This window comes from Actinokineospora diospyrosa, from assembly GCF_024171925.1.
Lineage (GTDB): Bacteria > Actinomycetota > Actinomycetes > Mycobacteriales > Pseudonocardiaceae > Actinokineospora > Actinokineospora diospyrosa.
Genome location: NZ_JAMTCO010000017.1, coordinates 16,223 through 40,931, shown reverse-complemented (window position 1 = coordinate 40,931; position 24,709 = coordinate 16,223). Strand labels below are relative to the sequence as shown.

The 24,709-nt window shown below is 69.4% G+C and carries 22 protein-coding genes; 8 read left to right on the top strand and 14 right to left on the bottom strand.

Annotated features, from left to right (window positions below):
• Together LV75_RS29965 and LV75_RS29960 are read left to right on the top strand one after the other, a co-directional pair.
• Window positions 1-390: a DUF4345 domain-containing protein gene (locus LV75_RS29965; RefSeq protein ID WP_253890718.1), complete on the top strand. Its 390-nt coding sequence runs from the start codon at window positions 1-3 to the stop codon at window positions 388-390.
• Between the two features lie 74 nt (window positions 391-464).
• On the top strand, window positions 465-1,499 hold the full coding sequence (locus LV75_RS29960; protein ID WP_253890717.1) for an NAD-dependent epimerase/dehydratase family protein: 1,035 nt from the start codon (window positions 465-467) through the stop codon (window positions 1,497-1,499).
• Window positions 1,500-2,025: 526 nt separating this feature from the next.
• Here LV75_RS29960 and LV75_RS29955 read toward each other — a convergent pair.
• The 8 genes from LV75_RS29955 to LV75_RS29920 form a co-directional block, all read right to left on the bottom strand.
• Window positions 2,026-2,508, bottom strand: coding sequence for a GNAT family N-acetyltransferase (locus tag LV75_RS29955; RefSeq protein ID WP_253890716.1), 483 nt, complete (start codon window positions 2,506-2,508; stop codon window positions 2,026-2,028).
• A 287-nt stretch (window positions 2,509-2,795) separates the two neighbouring features.
• Window positions 2,796-3,842 (bottom strand): transporter substrate-binding domain-containing protein, encoded by a 1,047-nt coding sequence (locus LV75_RS29950; RefSeq protein ID WP_253890715.1) that lies wholly within the window; start codon window positions 3,840-3,842, stop codon window positions 2,796-2,798.
• Window positions 3,842-5,089: a GlnX family signal transduction membrane protein gene (locus LV75_RS29945; RefSeq protein ID WP_253890714.1), complete on the bottom strand. Its 1,248-nt coding sequence runs from the start codon at window positions 5,087-5,089 to the stop codon at window positions 3,842-3,844. The genes LV75_RS29950 and LV75_RS29945 overlap by 1 nt, the downstream gene beginning before the upstream one ends.
• Before the next feature lie 67 nt (window positions 5,090-5,156).
• Entirely contained in the window at window positions 5,157-6,761 is a 1,605-nt protein-coding gene (locus LV75_RS29940; protein ID WP_253890713.1) for a dipeptide ABC transporter ATP-binding protein, read from the bottom strand.
• On the bottom strand, window positions 6,758-7,594 hold the full coding sequence (locus tag LV75_RS29935) for an ABC transporter permease (protein ID WP_253890712.1): 837 nt from the start codon (window positions 7,592-7,594) through the stop codon (window positions 6,758-6,760). Before LV75_RS29935 ends, LV75_RS29940 begins: the two co-directional genes overlap by 4 nt.
• Window positions 7,587-8,546 (bottom strand): ABC transporter permease, encoded by a 960-nt coding sequence (locus tag LV75_RS29930; protein WP_253890711.1) that lies wholly within the window; start codon window positions 8,544-8,546, stop codon window positions 7,587-7,589. The genes LV75_RS29935 and LV75_RS29930 overlap by 8 nt, the downstream gene beginning before the upstream one ends.
• On the bottom strand, window positions 8,543-10,126 hold the full coding sequence (locus tag LV75_RS29925) for an ABC transporter substrate-binding protein (protein ID WP_308211074.1): 1,584 nt from the start codon (window positions 10,124-10,126) through the stop codon (window positions 8,543-8,545). The genes LV75_RS29930 and LV75_RS29925 overlap by 4 nt, the downstream gene beginning before the upstream one ends.
• A 238-nt stretch (window positions 10,127-10,364) precedes the next feature.
• Complete coding sequence (locus tag LV75_RS29920) at window positions 10,365-10,955, bottom strand: TetR/AcrR family transcriptional regulator (RefSeq protein WP_253890709.1); 591 nt, start codon at window positions 10,953-10,955, stop codon at window positions 10,365-10,367.
• 83 nt (window positions 10,956-11,038) lie between these two features.
• On the opposite strand from LV75_RS29920, the gene LV75_RS29915 reads away from it, so the two are divergent.
• Together LV75_RS29915 and LV75_RS29910 are read left to right on the top strand one after the other, a co-directional pair.
• Window positions 11,039-11,788, top strand: coding sequence for an SDR family oxidoreductase (locus LV75_RS29915; protein WP_253890708.1), 750 nt, complete (start codon window positions 11,039-11,041; stop codon window positions 11,786-11,788).
• Window positions 11,789-11,979: 191 nt separating this feature from the next.
• Window positions 11,980-13,176, top strand: a complete 1,197-nt coding sequence (locus LV75_RS29910) for an esterase-like activity of phytase family protein (RefSeq protein WP_253890707.1) — start codon at window positions 11,980-11,982, stop codon at window positions 13,174-13,176.
• An 82-nt stretch (window positions 13,177-13,258) separates the two neighbouring features.
• Here LV75_RS29910 and LV75_RS29905 read toward each other — a convergent pair whose 3' ends face one another.
• Window positions 13,259-13,873 carry a DUF4230 domain-containing protein gene (locus LV75_RS29905; protein WP_253890706.1) on the bottom strand — a complete coding sequence of 205 codons (615 nt, stop codon included), beginning with the start codon at window positions 13,871-13,873 and terminating at the stop codon, window positions 13,259-13,261.
• A 604-nt stretch (window positions 13,874-14,477) separates the two neighbouring features.
• Here LV75_RS29905 and LV75_RS29900 point away from each other — a divergent pair.
• Entirely contained in the window at window positions 14,478-15,131 is a 654-nt protein-coding gene (locus tag LV75_RS29900) for a response regulator transcription factor (protein ID WP_253890705.1), read from the top strand.
• A 12-nt stretch (window positions 15,132-15,143) separates the two neighbouring features.
• Here the strand turns inward: LV75_RS29900 and LV75_RS29895 are convergent, their stop codons facing one another.
• Window positions 15,144-16,658 (bottom strand): FAD-binding oxidoreductase, encoded by a 1,515-nt coding sequence (locus LV75_RS29895; protein ID WP_253890704.1) that lies wholly within the window; start codon window positions 16,656-16,658, stop codon window positions 15,144-15,146.
• 723 nt (window positions 16,659-17,381) lie between these two features.
• Window positions 17,382-17,846, bottom strand: coding sequence for a carboxymuconolactone decarboxylase family protein (locus LV75_RS29890; RefSeq protein ID WP_253890703.1), 465 nt, complete (start codon window positions 17,844-17,846; stop codon window positions 17,382-17,384).
• Window positions 17,847-17,989: 143 nt separating this feature from the next.
• Here LV75_RS29890 and LV75_RS29885 point away from each other — a divergent pair, with 143 nt between their 5' ends.
• Complete coding sequence (locus LV75_RS29885) at window positions 17,990-19,162, top strand: 4-hydroxybenzoate 3-monooxygenase (protein ID WP_308211064.1); 1,173 nt, start codon at window positions 17,990-17,992, stop codon at window positions 19,160-19,162.
• A gap of 54 nt (window positions 19,163-19,216) precedes the next feature.
• Window positions 19,217-20,374, top strand: a complete 1,158-nt coding sequence (locus tag LV75_RS29880) for an MFS transporter (protein ID WP_253890701.1) — start codon at window positions 19,217-19,219, stop codon at window positions 20,372-20,374.
• On the opposite strand, the gene LV75_RS29875 is transcribed toward LV75_RS29880, so the two are convergent.
• The 3 genes from LV75_RS29875 to LV75_RS29865 are packed head-to-tail and all read right to left on the bottom strand — an operon-like array spanning window position 20,347 to window position 23,343.
• Window positions 20,347-21,357, bottom strand: coding sequence for a methyltransferase (locus tag LV75_RS29875; protein ID WP_253890700.1), 1,011 nt, complete (start codon window positions 21,355-21,357; stop codon window positions 20,347-20,349). The two genes, LV75_RS29880 and LV75_RS29875, sit on opposite strands and share 28 nt — an antisense overlap.
• A 25-nt stretch (window positions 21,358-21,382) precedes the next feature.
• Window positions 21,383-22,138 carry an aminotransferase class IV gene (locus tag LV75_RS29870; protein WP_253890699.1) on the bottom strand — a complete coding sequence of 252 codons (756 nt, stop codon included), beginning with the start codon at window positions 22,136-22,138 and terminating at the stop codon, window positions 21,383-21,385.
• A complete protein-coding gene (locus LV75_RS29865) occupies window positions 22,138-23,343 on the bottom strand; it encodes an FAD-dependent monooxygenase (protein ID WP_253890698.1) in 1,206 nt (401 codons plus the stop codon). Before LV75_RS29865 ends, LV75_RS29870 begins: the two co-directional genes overlap by 1 nt.
• A gap of 158 nt (window positions 23,344-23,501) precedes the next feature.
• On the opposite strand from LV75_RS29865, the gene LV75_RS29860 reads away from it, so the two are divergent.
• Window positions 23,502-24,704 carry a 3-deoxy-7-phosphoheptulonate synthase gene (locus LV75_RS29860; RefSeq protein ID WP_253890697.1) on the top strand — a complete coding sequence of 401 codons (1,203 nt, stop codon included), beginning with the start codon at window positions 23,502-23,504 and terminating at the stop codon, window positions 24,702-24,704.
• Window positions 24,705-24,709: the final 5 nt, after the last annotated feature.

Genomic DNA, 24,709 nt, shown 5'->3' with positions numbered 1-24,709 from the left:
ATGGCGAACCGGATCATCCTCGGCCTCGCGGGCCTGGTCGCCGTCGCGATCGGTGCCGCGCAACTGCTCGCCCCGGCCGCCTTCCACGAGGCCAGTGGGCTGCCCGCGGTTCACGACCCGGGGGCGCTCGGCGAGATCAGGGCCGTGGGCGCCGCCATCCTCGGCATCGGGGGCGTGATCACCGCAGGCGTGTTCCGACCGGGGCTGAGCAGGCTCTCGGCGCTGCTCGGCACCGGCTTCTACCTCGCGTTCGGCGCGGGCCGCGCCCTCGGCGTCGCGGTCGACGGTGTCCCGCCGGGTTCTCTGCTGGGGGCCATGGCCGCCGAGATCGTCCTCGGGCTGGCCTGCGCGTACGTGTTGGCGCGGACCAGGGTGCCGGTCGCGGCCTGACCCGGGTTTCGCGGCGATCACCGGCCGATGGTGCGAGGGTGGTCGGGGATCGAGCGAACGGGGCGGTGGGTGTCGTGGCTGGTGAACTCGTGCTGGTGACCGGCGGGTCCGGGTTCCTCGGCGCGCACGCGGTGGTGCGGCTGCTCGCCGACGGCTACCGGGTGCGCGCCTCGGTGCGGTCGCTGGACCGGGTGGCCGACGTGCGCGAGATGGTGCGGGTCGGCGGCGTCGACCCGCACAGCGCCCTGTCGTTCGTCGCGGCCGACCTGACGGGGGACGCCGGGTGGGGTGAGGCCGTCACAGGGTGCTCCTACGTGCTGCACGTGGCCTCGCCCTTCCCACTCGCCACGCCCAAGGCCGAGGACGCCCTCGTCGCGCCCGCGCGGGACGGGGCGCTGCGCGTGCTGCGGGCCGCCCGCGACGCCGGGGTGCGGCGGGTGGTGATGACCTCCTCCTTCGCCGCCGTCGGCTACGGGCACCCGCAGACCGAGCGGGTGTTCACCGAGGAGACCTGGACCAACCTCGACGGCCCCGGGATCACCCCCTACGTCAGGTCCAAGACCCTGGCCGAGCGCGCCGCCTGGGAGTTCGCCGAGGGGTCGGCGGTGGAGTTGGCGGTGGTGAACCCGGTCGGGATCTTCGGGCCGGTCCTGGGTCCCGACTACGCCGGGTCGGTCGACCTGGTCCGCAGGCTGCTCGACGGTGAGCTGCCCGGGGTACCCCGCCTGTCCACCTCACTCGTCGACGTCCGCGACGTGGCGGACCTGCACGTGCGCGCCATGGTCGACCCGGCGGCCGCCGGGCAGCGGTTCATCGCCGCGGCGGGGGACTACGTGACCATGCCGGAGATGGCCGAGATCCTGCGCGAACACCTGGGCCCGGCCGCGGCGCGGGTGCCGACCAAGGTCCTGGCCAACTGGCTGGTGCGGGTATCCGCCCTCATGCACCGCTCGCTGCGGCCGATCGTCCCGCTGCTAGGCCGCCACCGCCGCGTCTCGCACGAGAAAGCGACCCGACTCCTCGGCTGGCACCCCCGCCCCAACGAGGACGTCATCATCGCCACCGCCGAAAGCCTCCTGCGCCTAGGCCTAGTCGCCGCCGGCCACTAGACATCGGACTACCAAGAGCCGCTTGGCCCCTGCCCACCCCTCACCCCACTTCCACCCCTCGCCCCACCCTCATCACCCCTGCCCTCACCCCTCACCCCTCACCCCTCACCCCTCACCCCTCACCCCTCACCCCTCACCCCTCACCCCCCACCAACCCCACCTTCTGCCACTGCTTGATGGGGCGGACTTGTTTTGCGTGGGGGGACAACACCCGTAGCGTTTCCTCGCGGCAGGGCCAGTCTTTTCGGCCCCTGCTGTGCGGTCCTGCCACGGGTGTTGTAGGGGCCCCGCGCAAAACAAGTTCGCCCCATCGAGCCAACCGCACTACCAACCCCCTGCGGCCACACGGATACCCGCCCCATCGAGCCCACCGCACTAGCAACCCCAGCACGAACACACGGAAACCCGCCCCATCAAGCACCCCCACCCCAAGCACCTAACGCGAGCATGCCCCGCCAACCGCCCCCAAGCGCGGCTTTAGCGCAGCACCTAGAAGAGGCACCTAGAGCAGCACCCAGAGCAGCGCCTAGAGCAGCGGCTGATCCAGGAACGACCGGTGCGCCGCGGCCGCGATGGGTCGGCTGGCCAGTCCGAGCTTCGTGTACAGGGTCCGCGCCGCGTCGTTCCAGCTGTCGACCATGAGCGCGGCCCGGCCGGTCTCGGTGACCAGGGTGTCGATGGCCAGCCCGCACACGGCGACGGCGTGACCGCGGCCCCGCGCGGCGGGTGCGGTGATCACCCCGGCGAGGAATCCGACTTCCGGCGCCGACCACGCGTCGGCCGCCACCGCGACAAGCGCCCCGTGCGCATCGCGGACTCCCGCCCAGCGGCGCACGCCGGTCCCGCCCGGCTTGGCGTAAGAACCGGGGTACTCGCTATCGATCAACCCGCGCACCTCGTCGGTCGCGTCTTCCGTCAGCCACCGCGCCGTACCAATGACCCCAGTTGGGTCTACCGTGTCCATCCACCAGAAGTTGTCCAGCAGTTCGATTTCGGCGAACTCAGCCACCACTTCCGCGACTGTCTTGTCGTCACCTAGCGGCCGGTAGTCCTGCCCGACGACTGCTAGCGCATGCCGTACCAGCCCGAGTAACTGCCCGCCGGTCCCGTGAACCAACAGTCGGTGCCTACGGGAGAGATCCGGGCAGGCCACCACCACAGCGTCGCCGTCGCGCCACGCACGGACACCTGGACGCAGACCCTGGGCTCCCCACCGCACCAACGCGTCAGACGGAAGAGAGGTGATGTCGGTCAGTTGGGTAGGCGCCACTGTCACATCATCTCAACACAGTGCCGCTAGTCGACGTAGCGGGAAGGGGGGATGGGGCGACGGGTGTCGACGGTTTTGAACCACTTGTCGTAAGACGCCTGGAGGCTGCCGTCTGCGCGCATCTTGTCTAAGACGCCGTTGACGAACCGGACCAGGTCGGTGTCCTCGTCGCTGATGGCGATGCCCGCCTCACCGGCGCCCGGGTCGCGGTAGGGGAGCAAGACGGTGGTGGGGTCCTGCAGGAGGAAGCCCGCCAGGATGAGCACGTCGGTGTAGATCGCGTCGACCTGGCCGCGCTGCAGCAGCATCAGGCACTCGCTGGTGTCGTTCACCGAGACCGGGATGACGGGGGTCTTCTGCTCCGCGCGTTGCCGGTCGCGGATCTCGATCATCTCGTCGCTGTTGGTGGTGCCCGAGCCGGAGCAGACCTTGCGGCCGCCGAGGTCTTCGGGGGAGTGCACGTCGTGGTCGCCTTGGCGGACCATCAGGCCGGTGTTCGTGGTCAGGTACGGCGCCGAGTAGCGCAGCCCGTAGGTCTGCACGCGGGCGCAGGTGATGCTCACGTCCGCGATCACCATGTCGACGACCGGGATGTCCTTGAGCTTGGGCGTCGCTTCGCGGGCAGCGCGGTTCTTCGCGGTGTCCAGCGCGTTGAGGCGGCCACCCGTCGGGAGGGACACCAGTCGCAGGCGGGGGTCGTTGGTGTCGATAGGTTCGCCGAACAGCTCCTGCGCTAGCCGCCGCACTATGTCCACCTCGTAACCGGTGGCCTTTCCCGTTGTCAGATCGCGACGGCTGAACAGCGGGGCCGTCTGGCTCACGCCCACCACGAGCCGCTTGTCGTCGTTGCGGATGCGGTTCACCGTCGGCGTCTGTATGCGCGCGAGGCCCGCGGGGTTGAGGCTCCTACCGGGATCAGGGCACTGCTCGACCGGCGGTGACGGCTTGGGGTCGGCGACGAAGTCGAGTGGCTCGACCGTGGGGGGTGTGCGGTTCGGTCGCGCTACCGGCTCCGGCGCGGTGCAACCGCTGAGCACCAACATCATGGCCATGACGGCTAAGAGGACGCGCATCAGTAGTACTCCCGGATTCTCTCCCACATGCCCCACCCGGCCGCCAGCAAGGCTAAGAACACCGCTAAGCCCGTGATGACGTCCACGCCTGACAGTGCTTCCTTGGCCGCGACGGTGGAATCCGCGGCGTGGTCGAGGTGCCAGCTGATCGTGTCGCTCAGCGCCTCGTCGAACTCTTGGGCGTGCGCGGCCTCGACGGTGCCGATGACCAGCCCGGACGCCACTTGGTAGGGCAGCGGCGGATTGGTCGCGTTCAGCGAGGTCACCGTGGTCTGCCACGCCCGCAGCGCGGTCGCCACCCGGTCGATCCGGGTCGGGTCCGCACCACCCGCTCGCCCCGCGGCGACCTCCTCCTCGATGGCGGTGAGCGTGTCACGCAGCTCGCCCACGTCACCGACCTTGGGGAACACCAGGATCCGCACCTCGCTGCCGTCGGCGTTGCGGCCCAGGTTGCGCGCTGTGGCCAGCGGGGCGACGACCTCGTCGAACTCGTGCACGCTGTCGTCGGCATGCCCACCGGCGATGCCGACGGTGACCCCGACGGTGATCAGCGAGCCCAGGATCAACGCCGTTGCCATCACCAAGCCGCGGTTGAACCGCCTACGGGTAAGACGGGACACGTAGAGCTGGGACGCCACCAATAAGGCGAGGGTGACGCCACCGAAGATGAACATCTCCCAAGGTTGCTTCCCGGCCCTCCGCTGGGTGTCGGACAGCGCACCGGCTTGCTCCTTATGCAGCTCCTCCGCCTTGGGCAGCATGGTCATCCGCACCAGGAAAGAAGCCTGCGAGAGGTAGGAAGTGCCTACCGGTTGGCTAAGCACGCTGTTCGCCCAACCGGCCTCGACAAGACGGGAGTATTCGGGCAAGTAGTCCGTCAGCGTCCGCACGTGCTCGGCTGATTGTCCCTCCGGCGCGAGGGATGCCGCGGTCCGCAACGCGTCCGCGACGTCGAACAGATCCTTTCGAAACCGCGTCCGTTCATCGGAGGCCTTGCGCGCTTCCACGACAACGGCGTTGAGCGAGGTCGCGTCTGCGTCGGCCAACGCCCTATAGACGTCCAACGCCGCCGCAGTCAGCGCACCCCGGCGATTGACGGCGTCGTCCAACCGCCCGTCCCGCTCGCGCAACGCGGCCTGCCCGAGGAAGCCGAGCAGCACGATCGCGCCACCCAGCGCGGCGGCGATCACCACCAGCCGCCGCTCGGTCCGCTCGAACCGCCTGCCCCACCACGCCCAGGCCGCCACCGCGCCTCCCCCGGCCCGACCGACGGATGTCGATCATCACTTGCAGTCGCCGCGCGGGGCCCGCCCGTTACGCCGTGACCGGAGGTGGGCTCGCCGACACCTGCCCCGGGATCGCCGCCAGCAGTTCGCGCGTGTACTCCTCGGTGGGGCTACCCAGTACCGCGTCCGCGGGCCCGTGCTCCACGACCCGCCCGCCGCGCATGACCGCGATGTGATCGGCGATCTCCCGGACCACCGCCAAGTCGTGCGTGATGAACAGGTACGCCAGCCCCAACTCCTCTTGCAGGCGCACGAGCAGACGCAGGATCTGCGCCTGGACCGACACGTCCAGCGCCGACACCGGCTCATCGCAGACGAGCAGGTCGGGGTTCAGCGCGAGGGCACGGGCGATCGCCGCGCGCTGGCGTTGTCCGCCGGACAGCTCCGCGGGCTTGCGGGCGAGCATCGTCGAAGGTAGGGCTACCTGGTCGAGCAGCTCAGCGGCCCGCGTATGGCGCTCCGCCTTGGTGCCGACATCGAACGCGCGCAAGGGCTCGGTGACGACGTCCTCGATGGTGAATCGCGGGTTCAGTGACGCGTAAGGGTTCTGGTAGACGAGTTGGAACCGGCGGCGCAAACGGCGTAGTTCTTCCCTGCCGAGGCGAGTGATGTCGTTGCCGTCGAACGTCACCGTGCCCGCAGTGGGGGTCTCTAGACCTACGACCATCCGTGCGGTGGTTGTCTTGCCGGATCCAGATTCCCCTACCAACGCCAAAGTGCGCCCGCGAGTCAGGCTGAACGAAACGTCGTCAACGACGCGGGTGCGCCCATCGAACGACTTAGCGATACCGCTGACAGTTAGCAGTACCTCGGGACCCGCGTCCCTCCTGGGGCGCAGCGGTTCGCGCGCCAGACTCGGCGCCGCGGCCAAGAGTTCGCGAGTGTAGGCGTGCTCGGGCGTGGCAAGCAGTTCCCGAGCGGGCCCGGTTTCGACCACCTCACCCCGCGACATCACCACGATCCGGGCCGCGCGGTCGGCCGCCACACCCAGGTCGTGCGTGATCAGCAGCACCGCGGTCCCGGACTCCGCCGCCAGCCCCTCGAGGTGGTCGAGGATCTCCCGCTGCACGGTCACGTCCAGTGCGCTGGTCGGCTCGTCGGCGATGATCAGCCGCGGCCGCCCGGCGAGCGCGATGGCGATCAGCACCCGTTGCCGCAGCCCACCGGACAGCTCGTGCGGGTACTGCTTGGCCCGCCGCTCCGCCTCCGTGATCCCCGCCCGCCGCAGCAGCTCCACCGCCTCGGCAGCCGCCGCGCGCCGTGTGGCCAACCGGTGCACCAGCAGGACCTCGGCGACCTGGTCGCCCACCCTGCGCACCGGGTCCAGCGACACCGTCGGGTCTTGCGGTACCAACGCGATGTCGGTGCCCCGCACCTGTTGCCACTGCCGGTCCGATAGCCCTGTCAGCTCACGGCCCGCGAAGGTGATCGAGCCTGCCTCCACACGACCACCGCGCGGCAGCAGCCCGATCGCAGCGTGCGCCGTGGTGCTCTTACCCGACCCGGACTCGCCGACCACGGCGACGATCTCGCCTGCGGCCACCGTTATGTTCGCCCCGCGCACGGCAGGCACAACACCCGTCTTGGTGTGGTACGACACCGTCAAGTCGCGGATCTCCAGCAGGGCGGTCACAGCTGACTCCGTTCACCGTCGAGCGCCCGGGAGATCCGGTTCGTCGCCAGCACCACCGCCGCGACCGTCAACCCCGGGAAGGTCGTCATCCACCACGCGGTGGCCAGGAAGCTGCGCCCACCGGCCACCAGCGAACCCCACTCGGGGGTGGGCGGGGTGGCGCCGTAGCCGAGGAAGCTCAGCGCCGACACCTCCAACACCGTCGTGCCGAAGGTCAGCGTCGCCAGCACCAGCACCGGGCCGATCGAGTTGGGCAGGATGTGGCGCAGCAGCACGCCGCTCCACCGCACGCCCGCCGCCCGCGCCGCCTCCACGTACACCCCCGAGCGCACGCGCAGCACCTCGGCGCGCATCAGCCGGGCGAAGGTCGCCAGGTTCGCGATCCCGACCGCGATCGCCACATTCGTCGTGCCGAACCCGAGCGCGGTCACCAGCGCCAGCGACAGCAGGATCGAGGGAACCGCCTGCAGCACGTCGACCACGCGCATCACCAGCGAGTCCACCCATCCGCCGCGGCCCGCCGCGAGCAGGCCGAGCGCGGCGCCCGCGACCAGCGACACCAACACCGCCAGCGTCGTGGCCCGCAGCGACAGCGCGGCGCCGTGCACGACACGGGCGAACACGTCCCGGCCGGTCTCATCGGTGCCGAACAGGTGCGCCGCGGACGGACCCTGCAACCGCTCGGCCGGTACGCCCGCGATCGGGTCTTGGGCGGTGAACAGCTCAGGTGCGACCGCGCACAAGAGCACGAACACCACCACCGCGACCGACAGCACCAACCCGGGGCGGCGCAGGGCGAACCCCACTTCTCGGCGCAAGACCACACTAGACACCCGACACCGCCTTCGCCGTGACGCGACCGGACAACCGTGGGTCGAGCACCGGGTAGAGCAGGTCGACCGCCAGGTTGATGAGCACGAAGAACAGCGCGGCGAGCACGATCACCGCCTGCACCACCGGGATGTCCTGCGCGGTGACCGCCGAGGCGGTCACCCGGCCGATGCCGTCGCGGGAGAACACCGACTCGGTGATGACCGACCCGGCCAGCAGGTTGCCCGCCAGCACACCGACCAGGGTCAGCGCGGGCAGCGCGGCGTTGCGCAGCGCGTGTCCCCAGTGGACCCTCGCCCTGCTCGCGCCCTTCGCCAGCACGACCTCGATGTAGGGCTCGGTCAGCTGCGTGCGCAGGCTCTTGGCCAGCACCTGCCCGATGATCGCGCCGGTCGGGATCGCCAACGTCACCGCGGGCAGCACCAGCGTCGCGAACCCGTCCGAGCCCATCGCGGGGACCAGTCCCAACTGGAACGAGAACACCTGGATCAGCAACAACCCCACCCAGAACGGGGGCAATGAGTTGCCCAGCGGGGGCATCGCCGCCAGGAGTTGGCTTAGCCACCGCGATCTCGTGTACGTGCCGACGATCGCGATCGCGCCACCGAACACGATCGCGAACACCAAGCCGAGGCCGGTGATCGCCAACGTGGACGGCAACGCGTTCAGCACCAACTCCGTCGCGTCCTCACCGGTCGCGATAGACCTGCCGAAGTCGCCTTGCGCGGCGGCCAGCAAGCGCTTGCCGTACTGCAGCACGATCGGGTCGTCTAGGCCGTACGCGGCGCGCTCGCGGGCGATGTCCTCGGCGGTGACGGTCGTGCCCGCCTCACCGCCGAGCTTGGCGAGGACCGCGTCGCCCGGCAACAGGTAGAGGATCACGAAGGACAGCGTGAACGCCGCCCACAGCACGACCACCGCCTGGGCCAGGCGACGCGGGACCCCGTTTGTCATCCGGCGATCCAGGCGTCGAACAGCTGCATCCGCGACGACGCCTCGAACCCGACGCCGTGCGTCTTGGGCCCAAGACCCCACACCTGGGTCAACTCGAACACCGGGATCGAGTACGCCTGCTCGACGACCAACCGCTGCGCCTCCTCGGCCGCGGGCTTGCGCGCGGCCTCGTCGACCGTCGCGGCCTGCTTGTCCAACGCGGCGTCGAGCGGGTTGCCCGGGCTGAGCTTGCTGCGGTTGCCCGCCTTGGTGGAGAACAGCTGGCGCAGGATGTCCGGGTCGGCGCGGGTGGTGTTGTACCAGATGAAGTCGTAGTCACCGGCCAGCGTCAGCTGCTGCGTCTCCGGCGTCGTGCGCTGCTCGATCTGCAGGTCGAACCCGATCTTGCGCAGCTGCTGCTGCACGAGCTCGAGCACGCTCTGGTTCTGGTTGAACACCAGCGAGAAGATGATTTTCGCCGAGAGCCGCTGGCCGTCCTTGACCCGGATGCCGTCCGGACCGGGCAGCCACCCCTGCTCCTCGAGCAGCTTCTTGGCGCCGTCGGGGTCGTAGGCCAACTCCTTGGACAGGTCCAGGTGCAGCGGGGTCGCCGAACCCAGGACGCTGGTGGCAGCCTTGTAGTTCTTGGTGAGCACGGTGTCGGTGACCTCTTGGCGGTTGACGCCCTTGGACACCGCCTGCCGAACCTTCACGTCGGTGAGGACACCGCGCGTGGTGTTGGCGGTCAGGTTGAACACGATGCCCGGGTTCGCCCGCACCGGCTCGGTGAACCCGTTGCCCGCGAACTGCGGCTCGTCGACCGGCTGCACGTCGGTGATCGCGTCGAGCTGGCCGGAGGCGAGGCTGCCGGTGCGCACACCGGGCTCCGGCACGATCCGGAACTCCACCTTGTCCAGGTAGGCCTCACCCTGGTGCTTGAACTGCGGCGAACCCCAGTTGTAGCCCTTGCGCTTGGTGATCACGACCTGCTGGTTGGACTTGAAGCTCTCGAACACGAACGGCCCGGACCCGATCAGCCCCTCGCCCTGGCAGCGCTGCTCCGGCGACTTCTGGTACGCCGCGGGCGCCAGGATCCCCAGCGACATCGTGGAACTGGCCTGCAGGAACTGCGCGCTCGGTGCGGAGAAGTCCAGCCGCACGGTCTTCGGGTCCACCACGGTGGCGCTCTTGTACGCGGCCAGGTAGCCGTTGCCCAGCTGCGCCTTCGGGCCCAGCGCCTTGATCCCGTCGTAGCTGGTCTTGACCGCGGCGGCGTCCACCGCGGTGCCGTCGGCGAAGGTGGCGCCGGTGCGCAGGGTGAAGGTGAAGCTGGTCGAGTCGGGGTTGACCTCCCAATTCTCGGCCAGCCAGGGGATGATCTTGCCGGACGCCTGGTCCTGGTCGGTCAGCGAGTCAACCAGCTGGCGGCCCACGTTGAGCGCGGCGTTGGTGCCCCACTGCTGCGGGTCGATGCAGTCCGGGTTGGACGAGATGCCCAACCGCAGCGTGCCGCCCGGGCGCGGCGGTCCGGCGTCGCCGCCACCGCTGCCGCCGCCCGCGGCCGTGGTGGTGCCGCAGGCGGCCGCGAGTCCGAGGACCACGACGAGACCGGCCGCGCGTAAGGGAAGTGTGGACACGGGTGTGCCTCCAGCGGGGTGGAACAGGGGATCAGCACCGCCACGCTAACCGCGATCCCGCGACGGCTCCCACCCACTGAATGGCACTCCCACATCGCGGACGGTGCTGAACACCCCTTGACCTGTGCGCCAAGAGAACCGGTCGCGCCAGTGGTTACCACGCCGTGGAACGAGTGGTTCCACCATGTGGTCGGCAGCCCGTTTACCTGCGCGTCAACGGATCCCACGAGGTCATCGCGGTGTCGACGACCCGGGTCAGGTCAGCGACCGAGGCGCCGTCGCGCGCCAGCACGGACATTCCATAAAGGACTGAAAGGAAGAAGTCGGCGACCGGGACCGGGTCGGCGGCGATCTCGCCGTCGGTGCGCGCCCGCTCGAGCCGGGTGATGAGCGCGTGCCGGTCCTGGACCCGGATGGCGCGCAACATCGCCCGCACCCGCTCGTTGTCGGCGCTGACGTTGGTCGCGGCGAGCACCACCATGCAGCCAGCCGGGGTGTTCGGGTCCGCGTAAGTCGCCGCCCTGGACCGCAGCATCCGCTCGACCGAGGCGCGACCGGTCGGCAGCTCGTAGAACTCGGTGCCGTCCCCGCTGCTCTCGTAGAGCGCCACCGCCTCGCGGAACAGCTGTTCCTTGCTGCCGAAGGCGGTGTAGAGGCTGCGCGTGCCGATGCCCATGGCGGCGGTCAGCTCGGAGATCGCGGCGCCCTCGTAGCCGCGCTCCCAGAACAGCCGCATCGCCGCGGTGAGCGCCCGGTCGCGGTCGAACCCGCGCGGTCGCCCGGGTCCCGGCATGACGCCTCCCTCCGGTTGACAAAGCCGATGGTACTGGGGCAGGTTAATTATGCAACGTTCGATGCACAATCTTGGGGGAGTCGATGGGTGAGCACGGCCCGCTCGCGGGGAACACGGCGCTGGTGACCGGCGGCAGCCGGGGGATCGGCGCGGCCACCGCCCGCCACCTGGGCGCCCTCGGCGCCGACGTGGCGATCACCTACAACACCGCGGGGGAGCGGGCCGCCGCCGTGGTGGCCGACCTGACCGCGCTGGGGGTGCGCTCGGTCGCGGTGCGGGCGCCCGCCACCGAGCGCGGCGCGGTCGAGGCGGCCGTGCTCGAGGCGGCCGAGGCGCTCGGCGGGCTCGACGTCCTGGTCAACAACGCGGGCATCGCCCGCTACGGCACCGTCGGCGAGGTCACCGACGAGGACCTCGACGCGATCATCGACGTCAACATCCGCGCCGTGGTCACCGGCACCAGGGCCGCCATCGGGGTGCTGCGCGACGGCGGCCGGGTGATCACCATCGGCAGCAACCTCGCCGAGCGGGTGACCAGCCCCGGCCTGGCCGTCTACGCGATGAGCAAGTCCGCGCTGCTCGGCTTCACCAGGGGGCTGGCGCGCGACCTGGGCCCGCGCCGGATCACCGCGAACCTCGTGCAGCCCGGCTCGACCGACACCGACATGAACCCGGCGGGCAACCCGACCGCGGCCGAGCAGCTCAGCACCAGCGCGCTGGGGTACTACGGGAACGCCGCCGACATCGCCGCGACCGTCGGCCACCTCGCCGGACCCGCGGGCGCGCACATCACCGGAGCCGTGCTCACCGTCGACGGCGGTCAGAACACCTAGTGGCTCGACGTCCTGAGTCGAGCCACTAGAGCTTAGGCACTGACGGGCGCCCGTGCCGGGGTACCGCCATCGGTGGCGGGCTCCCGGCGGTGACGTGCGGTGTTGCGCGCCGTGCGAGCGGCGGCCACGTGGCGTTCACCTGCGCTGCCTAGCGTCGCGCCGGGTCGGGGGCCACGGGAGAGGGAGATCGCATGCGTAGGTCGTTGGCCATTGGTGCCGCTGTGCTCGCCGCGGGGGTGTTCGCGGGCGTGCCGAGCGCGGCGTCGCCGGACCACGAGCGGGGCCGGGGTTTCGGGCAAGCCGCGCTCACCGGGTTCTCGGCCCTGCCCGCCGAGACGTTCGTCTCCGCCAGCGACCCCTCCGGCGGGGCGCTGGGCACCAACCCGATCAACGGGATCGTCCCGCCGTTCGCCGACCAGCCGGTGCAGGGCTTCAGCGGCATCGTGCGCAACGCTGACGGCAGCTTCGAGGTGCTGTCGGACAACGGGTACGGCAACAAGGCCAACAGCGGCGACTTCGTCCTGCGGATCCACCGGATCGCCCCGGACTTCCGCACCGGCGCGGTGGACGTCGTCGGTGGCATCAACCTGACCGATCCGCACCGCAAGGTGCCGTTCGCGCTGACCCGCCCGGACCGGGTGCTCACCGGCTCCGACTTCGACGTCGAGTCGATCGTGCGCGCCGCGGACGGGACGTACTGGATCGGCGACGAGTTCGGTCCGTACCTGCTGCACTTCGACCGGGCGGGCCGCCTGCTGGCTCCGCCGGTAGCGCTGCCGGGCGTTTTCGCGCCGGAGAACCCGGCAGGCACGCCGAACCTCAACAGCAGCAAGGGGTACGAAGGCCTTGCGATCTCGCCGGACAAGCGGACCCTCTATGCACTTCTTGAGGGAACGGTCGTTGGTGACACTCCCGGTAGCTTGCGGCTCAACGAGTTCGACCTGGCTTCCGGTAGCTATACCGGCAAGCGTTGGACCTACCAGCTCGACCAGCCCGCGCACGCCATCGGTGACCTCACCGCGGTCGACCGCGACAGGTTCCTCGTCATCGAGCGCGACGGTGGCCAGGGCGTGGACGCCAAGGTGAAGAAGATCTACCTGCTCGACAAGCGGGACCGCGACCACGACGGCAAGCTCGACAAGACCTTGGTGGCAGACCTGCTGAACCTGTCCAACCCCCGGCACCTCGGCGGCTTCGCCGACCCGTTCACCTTCCCGTTCCAGACCATCGAAGACGTCGTCATCCTCGACGACCGCACCCTCGCGGTCCTCAACGACAACAACTTCCCGTTCTCCTCCGGCCGCACCCCGGGCAAGCCGGACAACAACGAGTTCATCACCATCCGCCTCACCGAGCGCCTCAACGCCGACTCCCGCGTGCTGCGATGACGCTGTAGTTCTTGGACATAGACATGTGAGTGCCCCCAACCTGGACTCCGGTTGGGGGCACTCACATGTCTAAAGCTGTCTGCTAGGGCTGCGGAGCCTGCACGACCCGGTAGCCCAAGGCGTCGAACATCCCGGTCAGCATCGACAAGGTGTTCTTCTCCGCGCGAGCGGTTAGACCGGACTTCTGTGCCGCCTCGGAGATCCGCTTCTCCGCGGCGACATAGAACTCGCGCTGGTCCTGCGGCGCACTGACCAACGCGCTCAGCTGGTCGAAGAGGCCGCGTTCTTGGCGGTAGAGGTAGCTGCGCTGGTTGTCCAGGTTGGGCTTGGACAGCTGCGCTTTCGGTAGGCGTATCTGCACGGTCTTGGCCTGTTGGTCGACGGTGAGCGCGTTGTCCGCGAGACCGCGGAAGTCGATGAACGCGTCGACGCTGCCCGCCGCGACGAACAACGTGCGCTCACCCGCGATCTCCGCGGGCACGTACCGGACGTCCTTCTCGATGTCGACGACCACCTGGTAGTCGCCCGCCGCCGCGTGGTACTCGCTGAGGTCGCGCACGGCCTGCAGCACGGCGGGTTGGCTGCGGTCGACGGTGTCCGTGCCCGGCGCCAGCCAGCCGGACGCGCCGACGCCCACGGCACCCGCCGCGACCACCAGCACGAGCACGCCGACGATCCCGATCCACTTCTTGCGCACCAGCTATCACCCCACTCGGTATCACCCACTACGTGCCACCGGGGCCCGGCGCTGAACCGCCAGCGACGATGTTGCTCCAATCGGGTGAATGCACAGGCGAAGCGGGACAATCCGAACGAAGCGGTGTTGTCCGGCCGCTCACTTTCCCGCGAATGGTGATTCGCGGTCGGTTTAGCGCGCGCGAAACGCGGGAGCGCGACCGGACGCGCGCAGTGACCGGATCTGGTCTGGCTACCCCCGTTCGGGGGTTCTTCGATAGTGTCCGCCACACGGACGAGTCGGTTCGGGTATCGGCGCCGCCGCGCCGTTGTGGCCGAACGGCCACGCGGCTGATCGGGCCACGACGGCGCGCCGATCCGGTGCGTCCGCGCAGGTCAGCGCGGTGGCGCGGACACAAGCGACGGTGCGGAATGGATGGAGTAGACCATTCCAACAATGGGAGCAAGCGGTGTGGCACATCACTAAATGCGAGCATTACCGGCGCTCCTTTCCGGTGTTTCACTAACCGTCTGGCGTTGTTGACCGGGATGTGCCGCCGTGCCACCATATGCGTCGGGGTTTACCCGCACGCGATGAGCCGGTTGGGTCTTCAGTTGGGGGATTGATGACGAATGGGACGTTGTCGTGCCGTCGGGATGGCGCGTTACCCGCCGCGCCCCGGGGGGAGCGCGCCGAGGACGTCGTGCACTGCGCCAAGCAGCACGTCGCCGTGCTCTGGCGCGACGGGGTGCTGCCGCTGACGCCGAGGGCCACCATCTCGCTGTTCGCCGGTGTCGCGGGCCGGGGCGTGTCGGTGCAGGTGCTGTGCGCGCGGGAGAACCTGTGCGCCGCCGCCGAACTGGGCATGGTCGAACTGGCCCAGCCCACCATCGAGGTGCAACTGGTCGACCGGGCGATGCCGGACGTGATCATCGTTGACCACCGAGCGGTGGTGTTCCCGCCGGGGCACGCCGACGACACGCCCGCCGCGGTGCTGCGGCACGGCGGGGTGGTCGCCGCGGCCAAGGAGCTGTTCACCCTGGGCTGGCAGGCGGCGTTGTCGCGCTACCAGGGCCCGCTCGACGGGGTCACCGGCGCGCAGCTGCAGCAAGAAGTGCTCACGTTGCTCGGTCGCGGCCACACCGATGACACCGCGGCCAGGAAGCTCGGCATCTCCGTGCGCACCTACCGCCGCCATGTCGCGGCGATCATGCGCGACCTCGGCGCGGACTCCCGGTTCCAAGCCGGGATGCTCGCCCAGGAACGCGGTCTGGTCTAGGAGTCCAGGCTCTTACGTGATGGCATGGGGGAGGCGGAAGAGGCCGTGTGGGTCGTAGTGCCGCTTCGCCCGTGCCAGACGCCGGTAGTTCGCCCCGTAGTAGGCGTCGCGCCAGTCAGGGAGAGAGATGTCGGGGTAGTTCAGGTAGGTGTGCCCCGTGGAGTGTGGGTCTATCGCCGCGAACCCGCGGTCGACCCACGCCGTGGCTGCTGCGCGTTCCTCGGCGTTGGGGTCTGGCACGTTAAGACCCACTGAGTAGACACTGAAGAACGACGCGTCCCGGTGCACGTAGGCGGTGGCATCCGCGGGGACACTGTTGGCGTTGCCGCCCAGTGCCAACATCCCTAGCCACCGGTACTGCCCGGCGCGGCGGTTGGCGTCGAAGGCGGCGAGAGCGTCCTCTATGCCCGACCGCGGCCAAGGTGAGCTGAACATGCGGCTGCGGTGGTGGATGTATTGCTGACGCGGCAGGGTCGCCTCGGGGTTGTGATCCACCAGGTCGCACTGCGCGGTGGTCTTGTCAGCGCAGCCGAACAGTCGCATCAACGCCTTGTCGTAGGCCATCTCCTCGACCCGTCGCGCGATCGGCGCCACCCCCACGGCGGACACGAACGCGGACACCGCGGCCTCCGCTTGCTCCAGGCTGCCGAAGTACGCGCCCGAGGCGACGGTGATCGGCGCTGACCCCGTGGCCGCGTCGTTGAGCAGCACACCCATCCCGGTCGCGAGTTCCGGCGGGCTGTGCTCGATCCACTCCTGCCACGCCGCGATCACCCGCTGTGCCGCGTCCCACGGCCAACTGAGCGAGAACGTCGCCACCCGGGTGACCGCGGTGGGCGCCAGCTCGAATTCCGTGACCACACCGAAGTTCCCGCCACCACCGCCGCGCAGCGCCCAGAACAGCTCCGGCTCCTCGTGCCGGGACGCGCGGACGACCCGGCCGTCGGCGAGCACGACCCTGGCCGACACCACCCGGTCGCTCGCCGGGCCGACCAGACGCGTCTGCCACCCGAGTCCACCGCCGGAGACGAACCCGCCCTGCGCCACGGTCGGGCACAGACCCGACGCCACGGACAACCCGTGCGGTGCCAGCGCCGCGGTGGCGTCGACCGCGGTGGCCCCCGGCCCGATCCGCACCGTGCGCGGCCCCGCCGACCCGGCGCGCACCGACACCGAGTCCACTCCGGACACGTCGATGACCAAGCCGCGGCCGCTGGACCAGCCGGTGAAGCTGTGCCCGCCGCTGCGCACCGCGAACCCGGTGCCCTCGTGCGCGGCGAACCGCAGGCACTCCTGGACGTCTCGGGAGGAGGCGCAGTAGGCGATCGCGCTCGGGTTGAGGCTGTCGAACTGGGCCGCGGCCAGCCGCTTCGCGACCGGGTACCTGGCCTCACCTGGCAACACCAGCGGACCGGACAGGGCGCGCCGCAACCGGTCCCACCGGGTGCTCGCCCGGGCCGGACCGGGAAACCCGGTGGCGAGGGCCGCGACCCCGGACGCGCGCAGGAACACTCTTCTGGACAGCACGGAATCCCCCAAACCCCGTGAGCGGTGGCCAGTGCTCACCGGCCCAGCCCCGGACACTCGGAACGGCCAGTGTCAGCCCAGCCCCGCTCTCGTCGGCCCTGCCAACCCAGCCCCTGGACATTCGAACCCAGCGGTGCCAACCCGCCCCCGTCAGGTCCGCCCCAACCCACAAACCCAGCCCTTGGACACTCGGACTCTGCGGTGCCAGCCCGCGCCCCGTCAGGTCCGCCCCAGCCCACTTACCCAGCGCCTGGACACTCGGACCCTGCGGTGCCAACTGGCCTTCCGTCAGGTCCGCCCCAGCCCGCCTACTCAGCGCGTGGACAGTCGGAGTCGCTGGTGCCAGGCTGGCTCGATGGGGCGGACTTGTTTTGCGTGGGGGGACAGCACCCGTAGCGTTTCCGCGCGGCAGGGCCTGCTTTTGGGCCCCTGCTTTGCGGTTCTGCGTCGGGTGTTGTAGGGGCCCCGCGCAAAACAAGTTCGCCCCATCGAGCTCGTCGCATTGTCGCGGATCAACGCGATGTTGCCGCTAGGCGACGAGGCGTTGATCCGGTTGCCGAGCTCGCCGCCAGGCGACGAGGCCGTCCGATCCCGGGTCGCCGAGGTTGCCGCCAGGCAACGAGGCCGACTACTCCCCCAGCCAGATCAGCAAGGCCAGCGCCAACCCGCTCCCGCACCGACCGGGCGGACCCGGCCGGTGACTCGCGGTGAATCCCGCTGCGGTCAGTCCTTCTTCTGCGGGGTGTACTGACCGGCGGCCTTGCGCTGCGTGACGCCGGTGCGGTTCCACGCGTTGATCAGGACGATGGTCATGACGACCTTGGCCAGGGTCTCCTCGTCGAAGACCGCTGCGGCGGCGTTGTAGACGTCGTCGGGCACGTGCGTGCCCGCCACGTCGGTGACCGCCTCGGTCAGCGCGAGCGCGGCGCGCTCCTCGTCGGTGTAGAAGTCGGTCTCGCGCCAGGCGTCCAGCAGCAGCAGCCGCTGCGTGGTCTCACCCGCCGCCAGCGCGTCCAGCGTGTGCATGTCCAGGCAGAAGGCGCACCCGTTGATCTGCGACGCCCTGGTGAAGATCAGTTGGATGATCTTCGGGTCGAGCCCGGAGTCGACCACCGTGCTGTGGAAGGCGAACAGCGCCCGGTAGCCCTCGGGCCACGCCTTGCCCAGATTGATTCGAGCATCGGTCATGGTTGGAAACCTACCGGAGCGCGTCGCGGCCGGTTTCTCGGGTGACAGGAAGTTGTCAGGCCTGGTAGCGCCTATCGCGGGTCGTCGACCATGCCAGTGGATGGCACTCGCGGGCCGGTAGCCGAAGAGGGGACTGGTGAGCTGTGGAGGCGCGGCGAACTCAGGTGGGAATCGTGGGGGCTGGTCCCGCAGGACTCCTGCTCGGCCGGCTGTTGCACCTAGCGGGCATCGACTCGGTCATCGTCGAGCACCGCAGCCGTGACTACGTCCAGAAGCGCGTTCGAGCTGGCCTCTTAGAGCAAGGGACCGTGGAACTGTTGCGGGAAGCCGGGGTCGCGCACCGGTTGGACCAGCTCGCGGCGGTGCACACCGGGTTCGAGCTGCGCTTCGCCGAGGAATCGGTGCGGATCCCGTTCGCCGACCTGTCGGGGCGCTCGGTGTGGATGTACGGGCAGGCGGAGGTCGTGAAAGACCTGATCGCCGCCCGGGAAGGCGTTGCCGAGCTGCACTTCGACGCGCGGGACGTGGTTGTCGACGAGGCGGGCGGCGAGCGGCCGGTGCTCCGGTACTCGCTCGACGGCGAGCGGGTCGAGCTGCGGTGCGACATCGTCGTCGGCTGCGACGGGTACCACGGTGTCACCCGTTCGAGGATGCCCGGCTTGCGCACCTACGAGCACGCGTACCCGTTCGCCTGGTTGGGCATCTTGGTGGAGGCGCCGCCTATAGCCAAGGAACTGATCTACGCCTGCCACGAACGGGGCTTCTCCCTCTACAGCATGCGCTCGCCGACGGTCAGCAGGCTCTATCTGCAGGTCGATCCGACCGACACGCTCGACCAGTGGCCCGACGACCGCGTGTGGGCCGAGTTGCACACCCGATTGGGTACCGACCTCGGGTACGGGCTCAACGAGGGCCCGATCCTCGAACGCGGCATCACCTCGATGCGGTCGTTCGTGGCCGAACCCATGAGCCGCGGCAACGTGTTCCTGGCCGGGGACGCCGCGCACATCGTCCCGCCGACCGCCGCGAAAGGGCTCAACCTGGCCGTTTCCGACGTCCGCGTGCTGGCCGAGGCGCTGGCTGACTGGTTCACCACCGGTGACCGGAAAGCGCTGGACGGCTACTCGGAGCGCTGCTTGCGCCGGGTGTGGCGCGCGGAGGAGTTCTCGGACTGGATGACCGGTTTGCTCCACAGGTTCCCGGATGAGCGGAACATGCAGTTTCGCTTTAGGGAAGCCAGGTTGCGCTACCTGGCTGGTTCCGAGGCGGCCATGTCCAGCTTCTCCGAGAACTATGTAGGATCGGCCGTCGCTTAGGTGGGGGAGCACATGCAGTCGGACTGGGCGCCGTTTCGGCGCACGGTAGCCGTGATGACGGTTGCCGGCCTTGTCATCGTCGGACAGCTCTACGCCGTGATCCCGCTGCTGCAAGCTCTCGCCGCGGACTGGGGTACCACGGTCGGTGCGGCCACAGCGACCACGACGCTGTTCGGGATCCCTTACGCCAGCGGGTTCCTGCTCACCGGCCCGTTGGCCGACAGGTTCGGCAGGCGCACCGTCATCACGGTAGGCCTGACAGTGATGACCGTGGCAACCGTGCTGGTGGGCTTATCGGACTCGCTGGTGCTTGGTGGAGTGCTGCGCGCCGTACAAGGGCTCGGCGCGGCGGCGTTCTCGCCCGCGGCCTTGGCCTACCTGACCGAGCGAATCGAACCGCGTCGTAGGCCGAGTGCACTGGCCTGTCTCATCACTTCCTTCCTCGCGGCGGCTGTGGTCGGCCAACTGCTAGCGCAAGCGCTGTCCGGTTTGGGCGGGTGGCGATTCGTGTTCTATGGCAACGCCGTGCTGCTACTGGTGCTGACTATCGCCCTTCGCAAGGTGATGTCACCTGATGGCGCTAGCGGCACGTTGACGTTGCGGGGGTCCTTCAAGGCCATGGGCGCCTTGGCGGCCAAGCCAGCTCTGGCTGTCCTGTACTTAGCGACCCTGCCGGTGCTAGGCGGCTTTGTCGGTGTCTATACAGCTCTGCAGGTCCTAGCGCCCGAGGATCTGGTCGGCGGGTCCCACGAGCTGTTCCTGCTGCGGGCCAGTGCCTTACCCGCGATGGTGTTGATCCCGGTCATCACCGCCTGGTTGAGTCGCTTCCGCGCGACCCGCCGCACCGCGCTGGCGCTGTTCGTCGCGGCGGCGATCCTCGGCGTGCTCGCTGCCCTGGGCTCCGCCGATGTGCTGGTGCTGGGTGCGTTCCTGCTGGTCTACGTCGCCGCGATCACCCTGATCTCGCCCGGTCTGACCGAGCTGGTCGGGTCGATGGCCGGGGCGGCGCGGGCCACCGGGATCGCCCTCTACACGTTCGCGCTGCTGATGGGCGCCAGCCTGGGACCGCAGGTCGTGGTGTTGCTGCGGTCCCAGGGGCTGGCGGGCGTGCTGGTGGTGCTGGGTGTCGCGCAAGCCGTCGCGGGCCTGTTGGTGCTGCTCGCCGACCGGCTCATCGTTCGGACTCAGGCGCGGGTCGCGACCAGCACGTGAGCGTCGAGCGGCAGCGAGTGGGTGGTCTCCAGCCGGAACCCGGTCTGGGTGAGCAGGTCGGCGAACTCGCCGCGCGTGCGCTCCCGGCCCTGGCCCATGACGGCGAGCATGTGCATGTTGTAGCCAGGGGTCAATGACGGACCCCCGTCCTCGGGGAGCAGCCGCTCGACGATGAGCAGCTTGGCGTGCGTGGGGAACGCGTCCCGGCAGTTGCGCAGCAGCGCTAGGCAGCCCTCGTCGTCGAAGCAGTGCAGCAGCCGCGACATCAGGTAGAGGTCACCGCCGCTGGGCGCTGTCTCGAAGATGTCGCCCGCGACGAGCGCGCACCGGTCCGTGAGGTCGGCGAGGAAGCCTTGCTCCTTGGCTTCCGCGATCACCTGGGGGCGGTCGAACAGCATGCCGCGCAGAGCCGGGCGCTTGCCCAGGATCTGCCGCAGCAACAAGCCGTGCCCGCCCGCGATGTCCACGACCAGGCCGGTCTCGGGGAACGGGTGGACGCTGTCGACCTCGCTGAAGAAGTTGGCGCCCGCGATCATCGCCCGTTCGTAGCGCAGCGAGGTCTCCGGGTGCTTCCGCAGGTAGGGGAAGAGTTCCTCGCCGAACGCGGCGGAGAACCCAGACTTGCCCGTGCGCACAGCCTCCTCGAGGTTGCCCCATGCTTGGTAGAACTCGGCGCCGTAGATGGTGGCGTAGTGGGCCATCGTGCCGGGGTTGTCCGACCGCAGCAGCTCGCCGACCTCGGTGACGGTGTAGCCGGTGTCCTCGTTACCCGCCAAGACGCCCAGAGTGACCAGGAACAGCAAGAGTCGGTGCAGGCTGTCGTGGTCGACACTGAGTCGTTCAGCCAAGGCGGCACTGCCTAGCGGCTCTTGGGTCAACTGGTCGGCGATGCCGAGGTTCGCGGCGACGCTGATCGCCTGGGTCTTCCAGTACCCGGTCATCAGGTCGTTGAGCCGGTAGGCCGGAGAGTGCTCTGCGGTCATGGCTTGCCTTTCTGCGAACGGGCTGTCAGACGGGGAGCGGGACGCGGAGAGAGTCCAGGACGGTCTGCCAATAGGGCGCCTTGGTCGCCGGTACGGCGGGACCGCTGGGCCAAGCCACGATGGGTCTTAGGCCGTGCAGGGCGTTGACGAGCCAGGCTTCCTTGTCGACCAGTTGGTGCGGTTGACGCCGCCTCCGGCCGATGGAGATACCGAGCCCGTGAGCGTGTTCGATGATGACCCGTGTGGTTACACCGTCGAGCACGGGCAGGTCCTCGTCTGGGATACATAGGGTGTCGTTCTCCCACCAGAGCAGGCTCGCTGTGGCGGACTCCAAGACGTGCCCTTGGCCGTCGACGATAAGAGACTCGTCCGCACCCGCAGCGCGTGCCTGCTCGCGGATCTCACCCAGCAGCGCCAGGTCGGGCCCCTTGCGGCGGGGAAGCTTCCGCTCGTCCAAGTGGTCGACACGATGGATCCTGATGCTCTTGCCCAGAGGAGGTGACGGTCGTACCCGCAGTTGGAACTTGCCCGCCGACGTTAGCTCTACCCGTGGAAACAAGATGCCCTCGCTAGGCAGCGCGGCAACGACGGCCGCCCAGAACGAGGTGGTGTCACCGTGTCCGGTCTCAGTGCTGGCCTGCTGAAAGCGTCGGTGGTGCCAGTGCAGGCCACGTACCGTGCCGTCGAGCACTAGCCACGAGTCCGCGGCCAAGAGGTCATCGGACTTGAGTTCGCTGCGCTGGAGCGCACCGTCAGTGAAGAGATACTCCACAGTAGACATCAGTACCGACCAGACTGCTTAGGGGCCGTGCGGGGGCCGTAGGTGGCGTTCTCCAGCCAGGTGCCGAATCGGGGGACAACCGGAGACAGCGCTGCCGCAGCGCGTTGCCTTGCTGAGGCGTGCCACTGCTGCGGTCGCAGGTGAGCCAACGCCTGGCTGACGGCGGCGTTGTTGCGTAGGGCGGCTGCCCGGCGGCGGTCGGCGTAACCGACGATGGCCGCTGCTTCGCGGATGGGATTGTTCGCCGATCGTGCTAACGCGATCGCGTCCGCCGCGTCGAACGCGTCCGCGATCCCGCTGTTCATCCCGCGCGCGCCCAGCGGTGGGAACAGGTGCGCCGCCTCGCCCGCGAGCAGCACCCGCCCGTGCGGATCGGCGAAGCGGTCGGCGATGACCTGGTTGAACCGGTAGCTGGAGATCCACAGGACGTTCTCCAGGTGCCGCCCGTCGACCACCTTCGGCAACCACCGCCGCACGGCCTGCGGGGTGCTGAACTCCGCCTCGGTGTCCGTCGGGGCGCATTGCACATCGATCTGGAACCCGCCCGCGAACGGCACGGTCATCACATGCCTGCCGCCCAGGGCCGGGTGGTGGTAGTGGAACAGCCGCTCCTGCGGGAAGTCCGGGTCGGCGATGTCGACGGTCGTGTGGAATCCCTCAGATCTACCGCCGGACATGGTGATACCCACCGCCCGCCGCACGGTGGAGCGGGCTCCGTCGGCCGCGATGACGTGGCTCCCGCTGAATGTCTGGCCGTCCCCGGTGACCACATCGACGCCAGTTGGGTCTACCCGCACCTGCTCGACCCGGGTGCCCCAGTACACGATTGCGCCTACCTGCTCGCAGGTCTTGCGGAGGAACCGTTCCGTGTCCACCTGGCGCAGACTTGTGAACGGTGCCTCACTATTCGCTGCTGGCTTGGGATAGGTCTTCGCGAAGACCTCCCGGCCGCGATAGAGCGTCCGTTTGGTGTGCCACACCACGCCGAAATCGGTCAATTCGGCCGCGAGCCCGGGTGCGCCGGAATCCAGGAGGCGTAACGACTCCCGGTGCACGAACAGCGCGCGGCTCCCCGGCCTGGCCTGGTCCTCCGGGTCGGCCTCCAGCACCGCCACGGGTAGGCCGAGCGAGCGCAGGGCGATCGCGGCGGATAGGCCCACCGGGCCCGCGCCGACGACGAGGACAGGGTTCTCCTGGGTGACCACGTCCTCATCTTTCGGATTCGGCCGCGTGCCGAGAGCCGTTGACAGGAACATGCCAACGCGACGGGGTCGGCGCACTCGGTGTCGACACTGGAGGGCGCGGCAGTGGGTCAGGTGAATGTGGAGAGTCGTACCAACGCTTCTTGTTACGGGGGACGAGCGTGGAACGAACGCGGTGGCATCCTGGTTCGTGGCAAGGGTTGACGGTCGCCCAACGCCCCCCGTGGCCAGATCCGAATGAGGTGGCCGCGGCTGCGCGACGGCTGCGCGGGCTACCCGGTCTGACGACGGCTGGCGACGTTGCCGCGCTGCGCGCCCGGCTCGCCGAGGTGGCCGCGGGCCGTGAGTTCATCTTGCAGGGCGGCGATTGCGCCGAGCCGCTGGGTGCTGAGGGGATCGTGGCCGCCCGCGCGCGCCAGGCCGCACTGCACGAGCTGGCGGACCGGCTGCAGGCCTGGCTCGGCGTTCCCGTGGTCCGGATCGGCCGGTTGGCGGGGCAGTACGGCAAGCCGAGGTCCGCGCCGACCGAATTGGTCAACGGGCGCGAGCTGCCCAGCTACCGGGGCGACATCGTCAACGGCGTGGAGCCGACTGAGGCCGCGCGCCGCCCGGACCCGAGGCGGCTGCTGCGCGCTTATGACTCGGCTGCGGCCGTAGTCGCCGAGTTGCGCCGATTACCCGCTCCGGACCGGCTGTGGACTAGTCACGAAGCCCTGGTCCTGGAGTACGAGCAGGCGCTCACCCGGCACGACCCCGAGACCGACACCTGGGTCCTGCGGTCCACGCACTTCCCCTGGCTGGGTGAACGCACCCGGAACACCGACGGCGCTCACGTCGAGTTCCTCTCGGGTGTGGCCAACCCGATTGGCGCCAAGGTGGGGCCAACTGTCACGCCGGACGAGCTGCTGCGCCTGTGCCAACGGCTGGATCCGCAACGCGAACCAGGCAGGCTCACCTTGATAACCCGCATGGGGGCAGGGACTGTCGCTACCGCGTTGCCTCCGCTGGTGGCGGCCGTCCGCGCCGCTGGTCACCCGGTCGTGTGGATGTGCGACCCCATGCACGGCAACACGATCCGGGCGTCGAGCGGGGTGAAGACCCGGCTGGTCGGTGACATCGTCTTCGAACTCGCCCGGTTCACCGAGGTGCTGCTCGAGCCGGGGGAGTGGCCCGGTGGCGTGCACCTGGAGATCGGCGACCACGACAGCACCGAGTGCCTCGGCGCGGGTGGGCCTACCGACCCCTCCCAGCTGCTCAAGGCGTACCGGACGTTGTGCGACCCGAGGTTGAGCGTGCCACAGGCGCACCAGGTGCTCACCGAGATCCAGCAACTGCTTGCCGCGCCCGCGCCGGTCACCGCGTAGGCCTC